Source organism: Candidatus Symbiopectobacterium sp. NZEC151 (assembly GCF_025962655.1).
Classification (GTDB): Bacteria; Pseudomonadota; Gammaproteobacteria; order Enterobacterales; family Enterobacteriaceae; genus Symbiopectobacterium.
Window position 1 is genome coordinate 176,288 of sequence record NZ_JAGFPE010000009.1, and the last position, 16,298, is coordinate 192,585.

Sequence of the window (16,298 nt, forward strand, 5' to 3'; positions counted from 1 at the left end):
AGGATGTGTCACATCTCTGGCACATCCTCCGTTTTATCGGTAGGGTATTGACCATCGATTCTATTAAGCGACACGTTAGCCAATGATAAGCCAACAGCAGGAGAAGCACGTTGAACACGCTTCTCCGCACGCCACCTTCGCCGAAGGGGTGATCAGTAGCCTGCCGATTGTGATCGGTTATCTGCCCGTCGCCTTCGCCTTTGGCCTGAATGCAGTCAAACTTGGGTATTCGCCGTGGGAAGCGGTGTTTATGTCGTGCGTTATCTACGCCGGGGCCAGCCAATTTGTGATTACCGCCCTGCTCAGTGCCGGGATGTCCATTTGGGTGGCGGCGTTTACCGTTATGGCTATGGATGTGCGCCATGTGCTGTATGGCCCGGCACTGCGGCACCGTATCTTGCAGCGCCTGCCTACGCGCAAGACACCGCTGTGGGCGTTTGGGCTGACGGACGAAGTCTTCGCCGCCGCGACAGCGCGGCTGGCACAAAACAATCGCCGCTGGAGTGAAAACTGGATGCTGGGCGTCGCTGCTGCTTCCTGGATTTCCTGGGCCTGCGGCACGGTGATCGGCGCGTTATTCGGTAATGGGCCGCTGAAGGAGTACCCCGCCGTCGAGGCGGCGCTCACCTTTATGTTGCCTGCATTGTTCCTCAGCTTTCTGCTGGCTTCTTTTAAAAAACGGCAAAGTGTGGTGGTGGTGTGCGCGCTGAGTGGCGCACTGCTTGGGTTACTGCTGTTCTCCATTCCGGCCGCCATTTTAGTCGGTATCGGCAGCGGCTGCGCCGCCGCTCTGTTTCTTGCGCCCCCCGCCATGGATCAACAGCGGGAGAAATCCTTATGAATACCCAAATAGTGCTGATTGGTGTGTTGGTTGGCATGGTGAATTTTTTGTTCCGCTACCTGCCGCTGCGTCTGGGAACCAGCCGCGCCTCCGGCTCGCTTAAGCGCGGCAAGGTAGGCGCGGTGCTCGACAGCATTGGTATAGCGTCTATCTGCGCACTGCTGATCGTCTCCAGCGTCCCGGAGATTCAACAGCACACCAACAAGCTGCTGCCCACGTTAGTGGGTTGTCTGACGCTCACGCTCTGCTTCTACCGGACGCGCAGCATTGTAATATCCACATTGTTGGGCGCGTTTTGTTACGGTATTGCTTTTAAATACCTTTCATTGGGAATTATTTAATATCATTGTGTTAGCAGCACGTTATTAGTGGTTCACGTTACATTACACGAGGGCTCTTACGTTCTGTCACAAAGTCGACGACACAATGCGACTAAATATCGTTTACCCGATTAGTAACTTTCGTTATTATACTGATCGTGATTAATGAGGTTCACATAAAAAATGGATAGTCCATCTGTACATAAGCGCGGGATCACGGAAAGTGGCACGCGTGACAAAAAGCCTGAGTTCGATAAAAACAGCTCCTTCTCGCCCATCGAACAAATGATCAATCTGCGCGCATCGCGCAATCCAGAGTTTCCCCAACAGGAAATTTTGCTGGTGCGTCTGTGCATGCACATGCAAAACAAAATTCTGGAGCACCGCAACAAGATTTTGCGGGAACAGGGCATCAACGAAACGTTGTTTATGGCACTGATTACGCTGGAATCTCAGGAATCGCGTAGCATTCAGCCGTCAGAACTGAGCGCCGCGCTGGGCTCTTCGCGCACCAATGCCACTCGCATTGCCGATGAGTTAGAAAAACGCGGTTGGATTGAACGCCGTGAAAGCGATAGCGATCGTCGTTGTCTGCACCTGCATATGACGGATGAAGGCAAAGCGTTTCTCGATCGTCTGTTGCCACCGCAGCACCAGAGTCTGCATTTCCTCTGGTCAGCGCTGGAAAAAGATGAGCAGAAGCAGTTGGAAGTGCTGATGCGTAAATTGCTGGTGCGGCTGGACGAAATGGACAAGATCGATAATCCATAATCTCGTCAGACCGATAATAACAATACTGTCTTACCTTAAATACATCTTCACACGCGCTGGCGTGTTTGCTGGATGCCTGGTGTTTTTGAATCAATACCCGTTCGTATCATGACCGTTGATTAAACGGACCACGTTCCGCTGCCTCACGGCAGCCGGAGCGATAAGTTGCATCATGGGTAAAGGCTGCGTTGGCCGATTCTCTGCCTCGCAGCACATATGTAAGAATCGGCCATCGTTATCCGCCGCATTCCGATAAAAAATAACGAAAAAATGACATTTGAAGCAGAGGAAAACACCATGAGTTCAAGCGTGGAAAACCCAGCGCCGCAGGCTCCTATCAAGAATAAAAAACACCAGCGCAAACGGGTACTTACCCTGTTAACGGTGCTGTGTTTGCTGGTTGGCTGCGTCTGGTTTGTCTACTGGTATCTGGTGCTAAGGCACCATCAGGAGACTGACGATGCTTATGTGGCAGGCAATCAGGTGCAATTGATGTCCCAGGTGAGCGGCAGCGTCACCCGCGTTAACGTGGACAATACCGATTTCGTCAAGCAGGGGGCGGTTCTGGTCGAACTGGACGCGACCGATGCGCAACTGGCTTTCGAACGTGCGCAGACCGCACTCGCCAACAGCGTGCGTCAGACGCACCAGTTGATGATCAACAGCAAACAATATCAGGCCAATATCGATCTGTATCAAACAGAACTCAACAAGGCCACGGGCGACCTTGCGCGTCGTGAAGCGCTGGGTAATGTCAATGCCATTGGCCGTGAAGATGTGCAGCACGCCCGCGATGCCGTCGCCAGCGCCCGCGCCTCACTGGAAGTGGCAAAACAGCAATATCAGGCCAATCGCGCCATGATCCTCGATACGCCGCTGCAACAGCAACCCGGAGTGCAACAAGCCGCGACCAATCTACGCGATGCCTGGTTGGCACTGCAAAGAACCCGCGTTGTCAGCCCAGTGGATGGCTATATTTCTCGCCGCAGCGTACAGGTTGGCGCTCGGATCACACCCGCGTCTGCGTTGATGGCCGTGGTGCCCGCTCACCATCTGTGGGTGGATGCCAACTTTAAAGAAACGCAGCTCGCCAATATGCGTATCGGCCAGCCCGTGACGGTGGTCAGTGATATCTACGGCGACGACGTAGTGTATCAGGGCAAGGTCGTCGGCCTCGATATGGGTACCGGCAGCGCGTTCTCCCTGTTACCGGCACAAAATGCCACCGGTAACTGGATCAAGGTGGTGCAGCGTTTACCCGTGCGTATTGAGCTGGATGCGCAGCAATTGGCAGAACACCCGTTGCGTATTGGTCTTTCCACGCTGGTGAAAGTCGATACCGCCAATGTGGAGGGGAAAGTACTTTCCGATGCACCGCGCAGCGCACCTGCATACCAAAGCGATGCGTTGACGCTGGATCTGACCCCGGTCAATACCCTGATCGACACCCTCATTCGGGCTAATGCGGAATAACCTCGCAGGAGATAAGCGTGCAGAGAAAACCGCTTGAAGGCTCGGCCCTGGCCTGGATGACCGTCGCGCTATCATTGGCGACTTTTATGCAGGTGCTGGATTCGACCATCGCTAACGTGGCTATCCCCACGATTGCCGGTAACCTGGGAGCCTCAAACTCTCAGGGCACCTGGGTTATCACGTCATTCGGGGTAGCCAATGCGATTTCCATTCCGATTACCGGTTGGCTCGCCAAACGCATTGGTGAGGTGCGCCTGTTCTTGTGGTCAACAGGACTGTTCGCCTTCACGTCATGGCTGTGCGGCGTGTCCACCAGCCTGGAAATGCTGATTTTCGCCCGTGTGCTTCAGGGGATCGTTGCGGGTCCATTGATTCCGCTGTCGCAAAGTTTGTTACTGAGCAACTATCCGCCAGCCCGACGCAGTATTGCCCTGGCGCTCTGGTCGATGACGGTGGTGGTAGCCCCCATTTGCGGCCCGATTCTTGGCGGCTGGATCAGCGATAATTATCACTGGGGCTGGATCTTCTTTATCAACGTGCCGTTAGGCATTTTGGTTGTGGTCATCGCCATGCAAACCCTGAAAGGGCGCGAAACCAAAACTGAAATCCGGCCGATCGATACCATTGGTCTGGCGCTGTTGATTGTCGGGATCGGCAGCCTGCAAATGATGCTGGACCGCGGTAAAGAGCTGGACTGGTTCAGTTCCAACGAGATTATCATTTTGACCGTGGTGGCGGTGGTCGCCATTGCCTTCCTGATTGTCTGGGAGCTGACCGATGACCACCCGGTGGTGGATTTGTCGCTGTTTAAATCGCGCAACTTCACCATTGGCTGCTTGTGTATCAGTCTGGCCTATATGTTCTATTTCGGCTCCATCGTGCTGTTACCGCAGCTGTTGCAAACGGTTTATGGCTATACCGCAACCTGGGCAGGGTTTGCCTCAGCGCCAGTCGGTTTGATGCCCGTGCTGCTCTCCCCGATCATTGGGCGCTTTGCACCGCGTTTGGATATGCGTAAGCTGGTGACATTCAGCTTCATCATGTATGCCGTGTGCTTCTATTGGCGTGCGTATACCTTTGAACCGGGAATGGATTTCGGCGCGTCGGCCTGGCCGCAGTTTGTGCAAGGGTTCGCCGTGGCCTGCTTCTTTATGCCGCTCACCACCATTACCCTTTCCGGGTTGCCCCCAGAGCGACTGGCGGCGGCATCGAGCCTTTCGAACTTTGCGCGTACGCTGGCCGGCTCCATCGGTACCTCGATCACCACCACGTTGTGGACACAGCGTGAATCGCTGCACCACGCGCATCTCACCGAATCCGTGACGCCTTACAACCCCATTGCGCAGGGATCCTATCAACAGTTGATGGAGATGGGGATGAGTGAGAAGCAGGCTTCAGCCTACATCGCCCAACAGATCACTAATCAGGGGTTGATCATTTCGGCCAATGAAATCTTTTGGGCAGCGGCAGCGGTCTTTCTGGTGCTGATGATCTTGGTGTGGTTTGCGCGGCCTCCGTTTACTACCGGGGGTGGTGGCGGGGCTCATTGAGAGAATGAGGTAAGGTTGCTGACAACCTTACCTCAAACAGTCGTCATTCCCGCGTAGGCGGGAATCTCTGGCCGGTAAACCGCGTTTCCTCTGGCAGAGATCCCCGGCTTTCGCCGAGGATGACAAGAAGGGATCCGAGGATGACAAGAGGGAATCCGAAGATGACAAGCAGTAAGTGACTTAATCACCCGTCGGAATCACTATTCAGTGATGCTGTGCTGCCGCCACCATTCCGCCAGCAAAATACCCGTCGCAACGGAGATATTCAGGCTTTCCACTTTACCCGTACCACCAATAGAGAGCGGCAGATCGCCCTGCTGCCAGGTGCTGTCCGTCAGGCCATCACCTTCATGCCCCACCACCAATACCACTTTCTTCGGTAATGCGGTTTGTGCCAGCGGTTGCCCTTTGTGGCTGGATGTCGTCGCGATGGTATAACCCGCTGCACGGAACGCATCCAGTGCCGAAGGGAAATTATCGGTTTGAATGGCATTCACATGCTCTGCGCCGCCTTCTGCCGTGCGTACTGCCGCGCCAGATTCGAGCAACGAAGGATCGTGAATCAGCACACCTTTAACGCCAAAATGCGCGCAGGAACGTACGATACCGCCCAAATTATGCGGGTTACCCACATCTTCCAACGCCAGCACGCAATCTGTTTCCTGCGCCTGCGCCAGATAGTCATTCACATCTGAGCCCTGGCGTTTCTTGATCAGGAAACACACGCCGCCGTGGTGATCGGTGCCAGACGCTTTGGTGAGTTCTTCGTCATCCACCACATGGTAGGCTTTACGGTTTGCCGCCATCCAGCGTAAGGCTTCACGGAAACGCGGCGTCACTTCTTGCAGGAACCAGGCGCGCACAATGGCGTCCGGGCGGTTGGTAAACAGCGCCTGACAGGCGTTTTCACCATAAACACGCGTCTCTTCCTGACGCTGACGACGAATCTGCTCAGGATCGAGATGGCTCTTACCTACGATCCCGCCGTGGTCTGGTGTCTCTGCGGCATCCGGTGCCCGCGACACGGTTTTCCACGGTGAATCACTGCCGCGACCATAATCGGCACGGTCATCGCGCCCAGCATTATCATTGTTGCGATGCGGGTTCTCACGCACATAGCGCGGATTCATATCACGCGGATCGCGCGGCTTGGTGCGACCATCTTTATCGCGGTTGTCACGATTATCACGCGGCTTGCCGCGCCCGTCTTTGTCTCGGTTGTCACGAGACTCATACGGCCCTTTGCTGCGCCCGTCTTTATCCCGATTGTCGCGAGACTCATACGGCCCTTTATTGCGCCCGTCTTTGTCCCGGTTATCGCGAGACTCATAAGGTCCTTTACTGCGCCCGTCTTTGTCCCGGTTGTCGCGAGACTCATACGGCCCTTTGCTGCGCCCGTCTTTGTCCCGGTTGTCGCGAGACTCATACGGCCCTTTACTGCGCCCGTCTTTGTCTCGGTTGTCGCGCCGCCCGGTTTTTTCGTTATCATTGCGGCGATCGCGCGACCCGTCTTCGGTACGCGAATTTTTCTTTTCGTCCTCGTTACGGACGTACATTACGCGGACCTTTCCGCTCTTACTACCCGCTGAATCGCTCATTATTTTCTCCACCAACGCGCTGGCGCGAAGATTACCTGATGTACACCCGCGACGCTACCGACTTCGGGTATAAAAGCGGAGTTTCCGTGACACCTCGGCGAACGATGACACCGAAACCAGACCCACAACGGTGATGGCTATTGTAATCATTGAGGAAACCACATTGTCTCCCCTGAAAGCCATCACCATAATACGTTTACGCTTTTGCAACATGCGGTGGTTTTTAACCCTGCCCTTTGGTTATGGCACAACGTTGACCACAGCACATCTATTTTAGCCGTTTTATGATTTGAGGTCGCCTATGAACACGGTATGCGAATCCTGCCACACCACGAACCGTTTGCCTGAAGAACGCCTTCACGACAGCCCAACCTGTGGCCGCTGCGGCAGCGAGCTGTTTTCCGGTGAGGTGATCAATGCAACCAGCGCCACGTTCGACAAACTGTTGCAAGATGATTTGCCGGTGGTCGTCGATTTTTGGGCGCCCTGGTGTGGTCCCTGCGTCGCCTTTGCCCCGATCTTCACGGCGGTGGCGCAAGAGCGTGCGGGTAACGTTCGCTTTATCAAGGTGAATACCGAAGCTGAGCCGGAATTAAGTGCCCGTTTTCGCATTCGCAGCATTCCGACGCTGATGGTGTTTAAACAGGGTAAGCCGGTAGATATCATGAGCGGTGCGCTGCCGAAAACGCCGTTCGAAAACTGGTTAGATGAAACCATTTGAGCCGCTAAGCCATGTAATAAAAGCCGCACTGGGGCTTTCTGTCCTCCAGTGCGTCGAGTAGAATAGCGCTTTTTAGCGACCTCCTATGCGCGATAACGCTGTTCTTCGTCTGCGCCAGCACCGGCTGGAACGCTCCACCCGCCCCTTCCGAGCGCGAGGTTGCCGTGTGGTACGTTGTCAACACTGCCTGCTGCCGGTGACCAACTGTCTGTGCGATACCATCACCCCGCATTCGGCACGCAGCCGCTTCTGTTTGATTATGTTCGATACCGAGCCGTTAAAACCGAGCAATACCGGCCGCCTGATTGCCGATATTCTGCCTGATACTCAGGCTTTTCTCTGGTCACGCACTGAGCCGGATCCGGCGTTGCTGGCGGCACTGCAAACCTCGGACTATCAGCCCTATCTGGTTTTTCTTGCGGATGAAGCCGAGCCGTCACGTCAGGTATTGCACCGTTTACCGGATAACGCCAAGCCGCCGCTGTTCGTGCTGCTGGACGGCACCTGGCCGGAAGCGCGCAAAATGTTCCGCAAAAGCCCTTATCTGGATGCGCTGCCCATTTTGTCGCTTGCCGTTGAATCACTCTCACGCTACCAACTGCGCGAAGCCAGCAGCGCGGGGCAACACTGTACGGCGGAAATTGCTGCCGCACTGTTGCAACAAGCGGGTGATAATGGTGCCAGTCAGGGCCTGCTCAACCACTTCGACCGCTTTCGCCAACGCTATCTGGCCGGTAAGGCCCATCGCCCTGTGCAGGAAATTTCATCGACTGTCACAGCATAACGGCATAAAAACCGCTATGATTCAGCTCTCTGTCCTGTCGGGAGCGAGCTATGAGTCAGCGCGGGTTAGAAGCGTTATTAAGGCCAAAATCGATCGCCGTGCTGGGCGCATCGGAGAAACCGGGACGTGCCGGTTTTCTCATGATGCAAAACCTGCTGGGCGGTCACTTCACCGGCCCGATCCTGCCCGTTACGCCCAAATACCGTGCCGTCTGTGGCGTACTAGCTTATCCCGATGTGGCAAGTCTGCCCATCACTCCCGATCTAGCGGTGCTCTGCACCCATGCCAGCCGCAATCTGCTGCTGCTGGAAGCGTTGGGTCAGCGCGGCTGTAAAACCGCGATTATTCTCTCGTCTCCCCCGGCACAGGCGGAGGCACTCAAAGCCTGCGCCAGCCGCTATGCCATGCGCCTGCTGGGACCGAACAGTCTGGGGATACTGGCCCCGTGGCAAGGTTTTAACGCCAGCTTCTCTCCCGTGCCGATAGTCAAAGGAAAGCTGGCGTTTATTTCTCAGTCCGCTGCGGTTTCCAACACCATTCTCGACTGGGCACAGCAGCGGGGCATCGGGTTTTCCTACTTCATCGCGCTGGGTGATAGCCTGGATATCGATGTGGACGATGTCCTCGATTTTCTGGCGCGTGATGGTAAAACCAGCGCCATTTTATTGCATCTGGAGCAGCTCAAGGATGCGCGGCGTTTTCTGTCCGCCGCGCGCAGCGCCGCCAGAAACAAGCCCATCCTGGTTATCAAGAGCGGCAGAACGCAGTTGGCTCAGCAGTTATTGCACGGGCACCAACTCGGGCTGGATGCCGCCTACGATGCGGCCATCCAGCGTGCCGGTCTGCTGCGTGTCCGTGACACCCACGAGCTGTTCTCCGCGGTGGAAACGCTGAGCCACCTGCGCCCGCTGCGCGGTGAGCGTTTGTTGATTGTCAGTAACGGTGCCTCACCCGCCGCACAGGCGCTCGATCAACTGCTTAGCCGACAGGGTAAGCTGGCGACCTTAACGGAACAGACGCAACAGAAGTTGCGTGACGTATTGCCCGAGGAAGTCCACATCGGAAACCCGCTCGATCTGCGCGACGACGCCACGGCGGCACGCTATCTCAGCACACTTTCGGTATTGCTGGACAGCGATGACTACGACGCCCTGCTGATCATCCACGCACCGAGTGCGGCCGCGCCCGGCACCGAAAGCGCACAGCAGTTAATTGCCTGCTGTCAGGCGCATCCACGCGGCAAACGCATCACCTTGCTCACCAACTGGTGCGGCGAATATTCCTCTCAGGAGGCGCGCCGTCTGTTCAATGAGGCAGGCATTCCCACCTACCGCACGCCCGAAGGTGCGGTCACTGCCTTTATGCATATCGTGGAATACCGGCGTAACCAAAAGCAACTGATGGAAACGCCAGCCCTGCCGCAGGATCTCGGCATCAACGCCGCTCAGGCGCACCAACTGATTCACCAGGCGTTGACGGATGGGGTCACACAGCTGGATACCCACGAGGTTCAGCCGATTTTACACGCCTACGGGCTGCACACGTTGCCGACCTGGATTGCCAGCGACAGCGCAGAAGCGGTGCATATCGCCGAGCAGATTGGTTACCCGGTCGCCATCAAGCTGCGTTCGCCGGATATCCCGCATAAATCCGACGTGCAAGGGGTGATGCTCTACCTGCGCACCGCCCATGAGGTACAGCAAGCCGCCGATGCGATTATCGATCGTGTCAAACGCGCCTATCCGCAGGCACGCATTCACGGGCTGTTAGTGCAAGGCATGGCGAATCGCGCTGGCGCACAAGAGCTGCGTATCGCGGTGGAACAGGATCCTATCTTCGGTCCGCTGATTTTATTGGGCGATGGCAGCGTGGAGTGGAACAAGGATTCGCAGGCGGCGGTGGCATTGCCGCCACTCAATATGACGCTGGCGCGCTACCTGATAATGCAAGCGCTGAAAAGCGGCAAAATACGCGGGCGCAGCGCCCTGCATCCGTTGGATATCGCCGGACTCAGCCGGTTGCTGGTGCAGGTATCCAACCTGATCCTTGACTGCCCGGAAGTGCATCGCCTGGATATTCATCCGCTGCTGGCCTCTGGCAGTGAATTCACCCTGCTGGATGTTACGCTCCATCTCGCGCCTTTCTCGGGCGATCCACAATCCCGGTTGGCCATCCGTCCTTACCCCCAGGAGTTGGAAGAGCAGGTGCTGCTTAATAATCAGGAACATTGCCTGTTTCGCCCCATCTTGCCGGAGGACGAGCCGCTACTGGAGCGCTTTATCAGCAACGTCACCAAAGAAGATCTCTACTACCGTTATTTCAGTGAAATCAACGAATTCAACCATGAAGATTTGGCGTACATGACGCAGATCGACTACGATCGGGAAATGGCCTTTGTGGCGGTACGCCCGACAACCGCCGGTGATGAAATCATTGGCGTGACGCGCGCCATTTCCGATCCCGATAACGTTGCCGCTGAATTTGCGGTGCTGGTGCGCTCAGACTGTAAAGGGATGGGGCTTGGCAAGCGCCTGCTCAGCAAGCTGATTGATTACACCCGTCGCCACGGATTAAAGCAGTTGAACGGCATCACCATGCCGCATAACCAGGGCATGATAGCGTTAGCGAAGAAACTCGGTTTCACGGTAGACGTGCAGTTGGATGAAGGGATTGTCACGCTGGTGCTACCGTTGAACGCACAAGATGTTGCGTGACAGAGCGTTTATTTTGGCGGTCAATCTGGTAATGAACGGTAAAACTTACTCACTACGCCCGAAAAGTAGTGGTATCATCGCCCGATTCGGCATTCCCCTGACATCATTTATGACGGCCTTGCGCCGACTAATAAGAGAAGAAACGCACTGTGATGTTGTCTACATTTAAACGCAATAAATACCAACAACACCTTGCACAACTGCCCAAACTCCCTCAAGCAGCGGACGGCATTCAGACGTTACACACCCCTGAACAGTTTCGCGCCGCGCTGATTAACCTGATCCAACAGGCCAAGACGCGTGTCTATCTGGTCGCACTCTATCTGGAGCAGGATGACGGCGGGCAGGGCATACTCTCTGCGCTTTACAACGCCAAGCGCAACAACCCCGATCTCGACGTGCGCGTGTTGGTGGATTGGCACCGAGCACAACGCGGGCGCATTGGTGACAAGTCAGCAAGTACCAATGCGGATTGGTATTGCGACATGGCAGAAAAACACGCTGACGTGAAGTTTCCCATCTATGGTATTCCCGTCAATACGCGCGAAGCGCTCGGCGTCTTGCACCTGAAAGGGTTCATTGCGGATGACTGCGTGCTGTACAGCGGTGCCAGCCTGAACGATGTCTATCTGCACCAACATGATAAGTATCGCTACGATCGCTATCAGCTTATCCGCAATGCGGCACTGGCCGATACCATGTCAGGCTATATCACCACGCTGCTAAAAGATCCGGCAGTACAACGTCTGGACAGCCGTTCGCGGCCAAAAAATCTGGAAATCAAAGCGGATATTCGTCAATTTCGCCAAACGCTGCGCACCCTGGCCTACAACACGCCCGGCAGTGAGGGGGTTAATGGGGAATTGACGGTCACGCCGTTGGTCGGGTTGGGTAAACAAAGCCCGCTGAATAACACCATCCATCACCTGATGTTTTGCACCGAGCACCGACTGGTGATGTGCACCCCCTATTTCAACCTGCCTGCGCTACTGATCAAAAACGTGGTGCGCCTGCTCAAAGAAGGCAAGCAGGTGGAGATCATCATTGGTGACAAGACGGCTAACGACTTCTTTATTCCAGAAGATCAGCCGTTCAAGATCATCGGTGCACTGCCCTACCTGTATGAGATCAATCTGCGTCGTTTTGTCAGCCGCTTGCAACGTTATATCGACAATCAACAGTTAACCGTGCGGTTATGGAAGGACGGGGATAACAGCTTTCACCTCAAAGGGCTGTGGTCCGACGATACCTGGCAGTTGCTGACAGGCAATAACCTGAATCCTCGTGCGTGGCGTTTGGATCTGGAAAACGCCATCCTGATCCACGATCCCGAGAAAGCACTGCTGGAACAGCGGTTGCAAGAATTAGATCAGATCCGCGCTTACACCACGCCGCTTAACAGCTATACCGATTTGCAAGGTATCGCACAATATCCGGTGAAAGTGCGTAAATTGATACGCCGCCTGCGCCGTATCAGGATCGACAGGCTGATCAGCCGCATTCTCTGATTCCACACCGTAAAGCCCCGTTCGCGGGGTTTTTTATTATCTGCGCAGACGTAATCCCTACTTACCACGCCTTTCTCAGCGTCAAACTGTCACAAAACTGCCTTTTCCGTTTTCCTAATGAAACTCCGTTCCATTTATCTTGAAATAATCAACACTACGGCGCTCGTTTTGTGATCTGCATCTAGGTAAATAAAATACCCTTCCGTTATTATTGTTCTATATAAAAAACCACTGTTTCACATATAAAACCATTATGAATATCTTCCAACAACTTGAGCATAGCAAAGCACCAGCGGCAGTCCGTCTCGTAATGATTGTTGACTATATTGCCAATCGTGACGAAGCCAGCTTTACCGAGATCTGTACCGATCTGTCTATACCGAAAAGTAGCGTGCATCATCTGCTTGAAGTGTTGACGGTATCACAACTATTACGTCAACGTGCTGATGGGCGTTATGTTTTAGGCTTGCGTTTATTTGAACTCGGCGGTCTGGCAATAAAGAATATCGATCTGCGTAAAGATGCCATTGGTTTTATGCATACATTGGTCAAAGAGACAGAGTTAACCTGCCACCTTGGTATTCTGGAGGGGGATAACGGCTTTTTCCTGAGTAAAGTCGAATCGCCCAAGGCCATTGTAAAAACCTCCTGGGAAGGTAAGAAGATTGTATTTAACCGCATGTCTCTGGGAAAAGTATTGCTGGCCTGGCTGCCGCAGGAAAGGATAGAAACCTTGATTGCTGATTGTACCTTTAAGCGTTTTACGCCGCGAACTATTACCAATAAAGATGATTTTCTGGAACACCTGGAACTCGTCAAAAAACAAGGCTGGGCGATAGACGACGGTGAGGATATTGAGGAAATCTGCTGTATGGCAGCACCGATTTTCAATCAGGATGGCAAGGTTATCGCCGCCATTGGCGTCAACGGCATGCAGTCACAGTATGCCAATGGTAAGAAAGAGAAACATCTGGCAAGCCTGATCAAAACCAGTAAAGCGATCTCCGATCATATTAACAGCCATCGCGCTGAATAACGCCAATAAGTAATCTCGTATAATGTATTGTTGATTAAGAGGTTAATAATTAGAGAATCAATAAAACGGCTTTTATTTTTTACCTGTAAATTACATTTTATCGCCTACTGCTGAAAGGTTGAACATTCACCGGTAAATGGGAATGAATGTCATCAATCATGGGTAGCGATACGCAATAGTTAAAATATCTGTAATGTCGTTAAAAACATTACGGAAAGGCAGCTTATAATTTAAAAAACGTCTAGAGACCAAAAAGAATAAGGCAATAGTAAACATTTAATTATCAATCTTTAATGGGGATAACCATCTTCAACATAACGTGAATGTGGGTAATAACACCCAGGGCCTTATGCGCCCCTGATTTTTAAATTTTATACCTATCACCTATCTGCTTTTATTAAAAGCGGCGGGACACATTTTTATTTTTTATAGATGAGGCTTTTCATGAAAATCAAACAAGCTATTGATAAAATCCCTGGGGGATTAATGCTGGTTCCGCTCTTTTTGGGCGCACTTTGTAATACCTTTACGCCGGGCGCAGGGAAATTTCTCGGCTCCTTCAGTAATGGACTGATTACCGGCACCATTCCTATTCTGGCGGTATGGTTTTTCTGCATGGGTGCATCCATTGAGCTCAAAGCAACGGGTACCATGCTGAAAAAATCCGGCGTTTTGGTTGTCACCAAAATTGCTACCGCGTGGATAGTAGCGATGATTGCGGGCACCTTCTTGCCGGGCGATGGCATCCAAAACGGTATGCTTGCTGGTATCTCAGTTCTCGCACTGGTCGCAGCAATGGACATGACCAACGGGGGTTTGTATGCCGCACTAATGAACCAATATGGTTCTAAAGAAGAAGCCGGTGCCTTCGTATTGATGTCGTTGGAGTCCGGTCCGCTGATGACCATGGTTATCCTCGGCGCCAGCGGTATCGCGACCTTTGAACCGCAACTGTTTGTCGGTGCTGTGCTGCCGTTCCTGATTGGTTTTGCACTGGGTAACCTGGATCCGGACCTGAGAAAACTGTTTGGTAACTCGGTCCAAACACTGATTCCTTTCTTCGCCTTCGCCTTGGGTAACACCATCAACCTGGCCGTTATCCTCAAAACCGGCTTTGCAGGTATCTTCCTGGGCGTTCTGGTCATCGTAGTGACGGGCATCCCATTGATTCTCGCCGACAAATTTATCGGTGGCGGTAACGGTACGGCAGGTGTAGCGGCGTCCAGTAGCGCCGGTGCCGCCGTCGCAACGCCTCTGCTGATCGCCAACATGGCGCCGGAATTCGCCCCGGTAGCTCAACAAGCCACGGCGCTGGTTGCCACCAGTGTTATAGTGACTTCAGTACTCGTGCCCATCATTACGGCCTTGTGGGCAAAACGATTTTCACCTAAAAACGCATAAAAGGTAACAATATGGACGTACGACAAAGTGTACACAGCGAACATGCCAAAACGCTCGATACCACCGAGCTGAGAAAGAAATTTCTCATTGAGCAGATTTTTACGCCAAACCAATACACCATGGTGTACAGCCACATTGACCGTATTGTCGTTGGCGGGATTATGCCCATTGATGGCGAGATCAGCTTTGATGACGATATCGGTAAGCAATTTGGCGTAAACTATTTCCTCGAGCGCCGCGAGTTGGGCCTGATCAACATCGGTGGTCCGGCAAACATCGTGATTGATGGCAAAAGCTACGCAGTAGGCAACGAAGAAGCGCTCTACGTGGGCAAAGGGGCCAAAGCCCTGACGTTCAGCAGCGTAGATAAAGCTAAACCGGCAAAACTGTATTACAACAGTGCGCCAGCGCATGCCACGTTCCCGACGCGGGTTATCACACAAGATGATGCCGTCAAAGCGCCGCTGGGCGATGTCGCAACCTGTAATAAACGTACCATTTGCAAATATCTGGTGCCGGAAGTGGTGGAAACCTGCCAGTTGAGCATGGGATTAACCCGTTTGGCAGAAGGTAGCAACTGGAACTCAATGCCGACCCATACCCATGAACGCAGAATGGAAGTTTACTTCTATTTTGATATGGCAGATGACACCATTATTTTCCATATGATGGGCGAGCCGCATGAAACACGTCACCTGGTGATGCATAACGAGCAGGCGGTGATCTCTCCGAGCTGGTCGATTCACACCGGCGTTGGCACCAAAAATTACGCCTTTATCTGGGGCATGATCGGCGAAAACCTGACGTTTGACGATATGGATCATATTGCGATGAAAGATCTGCGCTAGTCCGCGCTGCACGACTCGCAACCGTTCCATTAACGCCCACGGTATCAATACCGTGGGCGTTTTTGTATCTGCTATATGGCAATCTTTTTCGCGGGTGTTTACCGCACTGTCGGAGCGGCATGGTTTTAATGTTTTGAATTATTTGACGTTATATCGCGTAAAAAATAACGCTGAGGGGAACGAGACCACAGGGTGAGCGGCAGGACGCCGCGAAAGTCAGCGCCGCGTCTGGAACGCGTCGCTGGCGGCCCGTCAGTGGGCTCGGGCCCCGAAGGCACCGCGTAAGCGGCGTTATTTCCCGCGAAAAGCCAGGGGTCTCGGGGCGAGGGCGACTGAGCGCCCCGAGTCGGGCGCGTGCGATGCACGGCGCAGATAACCGCGTGGGTTAACGCGCACGAAACATTCACTGCAACAACAAAAAGGCTTGGCCTGGATTTGTGGGGACTCCTCAGCGCGTAGGCGGGGATCTTTTGCAGGCTGAACGCGTTCTTTCTGTATGAGATCCCCGGCCTTCGCCGAGGATGACGAAGTGAGGGGCCGAGGATAACGAGGTATGAAACTGGATATGGCAACACGTGTTTCACACATAGCAAAAAGGGCTGTCCTTTCGGACAGCCCCTTCGCTACTCTTTAGCATCAGACGTCGTCTGATAGCTGATATAAAAACCTGGCAGTTCCCTACTCTCACATGGGGAAGCCCCACACTACCATCGGCGCTACGGCGTTTCACTTC

Annotated in this window: 13 protein-coding genes; 12 read left to right on the top strand and 1 reads right to left on the bottom strand. The window is 53.6% G+C overall.

The window, feature by feature from the left end:
- Positions 1-82 precede the first annotated feature (82 nt).
- The 5 genes from J5067_RS21795 (at position 83) to emrB (ending at position 4,955) form a co-directional block, all read left to right on the top strand.
- Positions 83-841 carry an AzlC family ABC transporter permease gene (locus J5067_RS21795; protein WP_264651999.1) on the top strand — a complete coding sequence of 253 codons (759 nt, stop codon included), beginning with the start codon at positions 83-85 and terminating at the stop codon, positions 839-841.
- A complete protein-coding gene (ygaH, locus tag J5067_RS21800) occupies positions 838-1,182 on the top strand; it encodes an L-valine transporter subunit YgaH (protein WP_264645746.1) in 345 nt (114 codons plus the stop codon). Before J5067_RS21795 ends, ygaH begins: the two co-directional genes overlap by 4 nt.
- Before the next feature lie 162 nt (positions 1,183-1,344).
- Entirely contained in the window at positions 1,345-1,932 is a 588-nt protein-coding gene (mprA, locus tag J5067_RS21805; RefSeq protein WP_264645745.1) for a transcriptional repressor MprA, read from the top strand.
- Positions 1,933-2,229: 297 nt separating this feature from the next.
- Complete coding sequence (emrA, locus tag J5067_RS21810) at positions 2,230-3,405, top strand: multidrug efflux MFS transporter periplasmic adaptor subunit EmrA (protein WP_264645744.1); 1,176 nt, start codon at positions 2,230-2,232, stop codon at positions 3,403-3,405.
- Positions 3,406-3,422: 17 nt separating this feature from the next.
- On the top strand, positions 3,423-4,955 hold the full coding sequence (gene emrB / locus J5067_RS21815; RefSeq protein ID WP_264652000.1) for a multidrug efflux MFS transporter permease subunit EmrB: 1,533 nt from the start codon (positions 3,423-3,425) through the stop codon (positions 4,953-4,955).
- Positions 4,956-5,155: 200 nt separating this feature from the next.
- Here the strand turns inward: emrB and J5067_RS21820 are convergent, their stop codons facing one another.
- A complete protein-coding gene (locus J5067_RS21820) occupies positions 5,156-6,511 on the bottom strand; it encodes a tRNA/rRNA methyltransferase (RefSeq protein WP_264652001.1) in 1,356 nt (451 codons plus the stop codon).
- A 343-nt stretch (positions 6,512-6,854) separates the two neighbouring features.
- Here J5067_RS21820 and trxC point away from each other — a divergent pair, with 343 nt between their 5' ends.
- From trxC to kduI, 7 genes are all read left to right on the top strand, one after another.
- Positions 6,855-7,274 (top strand): thioredoxin TrxC, encoded by a 420-nt coding sequence (gene trxC / locus J5067_RS21825; RefSeq protein WP_264645741.1) that lies wholly within the window; start codon positions 6,855-6,857, stop codon positions 7,272-7,274.
- Between the two features lie 85 nt (positions 7,275-7,359).
- On the top strand, positions 7,360-8,058 hold the full coding sequence (locus tag J5067_RS21830; RefSeq protein WP_264652002.1) for a tRNA-uridine aminocarboxypropyltransferase: 699 nt from the start codon (positions 7,360-7,362) through the stop codon (positions 8,056-8,058).
- Positions 8,059-8,108: 50 nt separating this feature from the next.
- On the top strand, positions 8,109-10,772 hold the full coding sequence (locus J5067_RS21835; protein WP_264652003.1) for a bifunctional acetate--CoA ligase family protein/GNAT family N-acetyltransferase: 2,664 nt from the start codon (positions 8,109-8,111) through the stop codon (positions 10,770-10,772).
- Positions 10,773-10,924: 152 nt separating this feature from the next.
- Positions 10,925-12,280 carry a CDP-diacylglycerol--serine O-phosphatidyltransferase gene (gene pssA / locus J5067_RS21840; RefSeq protein WP_264645738.1) on the top strand — a complete coding sequence of 452 codons (1,356 nt, stop codon included), beginning with the start codon at positions 10,925-10,927 and terminating at the stop codon, positions 12,278-12,280.
- A 253-nt stretch (positions 12,281-12,533) separates the two neighbouring features.
- A complete protein-coding gene (locus J5067_RS21845; protein WP_264645737.1) occupies positions 12,534-13,316 on the top strand; it encodes an IclR family transcriptional regulator in 783 nt (260 codons plus the stop codon).
- Positions 13,317-13,760: 444 nt separating this feature from the next.
- Positions 13,761-14,717 carry a 2-keto-3-deoxygluconate transporter gene (gene kdgT / locus J5067_RS21850; RefSeq protein WP_264645736.1) on the top strand — a complete coding sequence of 319 codons (957 nt, stop codon included), beginning with the start codon at positions 13,761-13,763 and terminating at the stop codon, positions 14,715-14,717.
- A gap of 11 nt (positions 14,718-14,728) precedes the next feature.
- Positions 14,729-15,565 carry a 5-dehydro-4-deoxy-D-glucuronate isomerase gene (gene kduI / locus J5067_RS21855; RefSeq protein WP_264652004.1) on the top strand — a complete coding sequence of 279 codons (837 nt, stop codon included), beginning with the start codon at positions 14,729-14,731 and terminating at the stop codon, positions 15,563-15,565.
- The last annotated feature ends 733 nt before the right edge of the window (positions 15,566-16,298 follow it).